The 338-nt window shown below is 68.6% G+C and carries 1 protein-coding gene; it reads left to right on the top strand.

Translation table 11 applies throughout. The features are described from left to right. The coding region (locus ACFHWE_RS23775; RefSeq protein WP_416604110.1) for a sodium:solute symporter family transporter at positions 1-338 on the top strand (338 nt) is incomplete at both ends.

Raw genomic sequence — 338 nt, 5'->3', positions numbered from 1 at the left:
CTCGGGTCCGTGGTGACCTTCGTGCTGTATCTCGCCGGCATGGTCGGCATCGGCCTCTGGGTCTACAAGAGCACGACCTCGCAGTCGGACTTCGTACTCGGCGGCCGCAAACTCAACAGTTGGGTGGCCGGCCTCAGCGCCAACGCCAGTGACTTCAGCGGTTGGCTGCTGCTGGGCCTGCCCGGCGCCATCTACGTCTCCGGTCTGGGTGAGGCGTGGATCGCGGTGGGTCTGGCCGCCGGCTTCGCGGGAAGCTGGATCCTGCTGGCACCCCGGCTGCGGGTCTACACCGAGCGGGTCACCGACGCCAGGACCGGCGGCGACTCCGACTCGCTGAC

Source organism: Nocardiopsis sp. LOL_012, assembly GCF_048060475.1.
Classification (GTDB): domain Bacteria; phylum Actinomycetota; class Actinomycetes; order Streptosporangiales; family Streptosporangiaceae; genus Nocardiopsis.
This window is presented reverse-complemented; position numbering and strand designations above follow the sequence as displayed.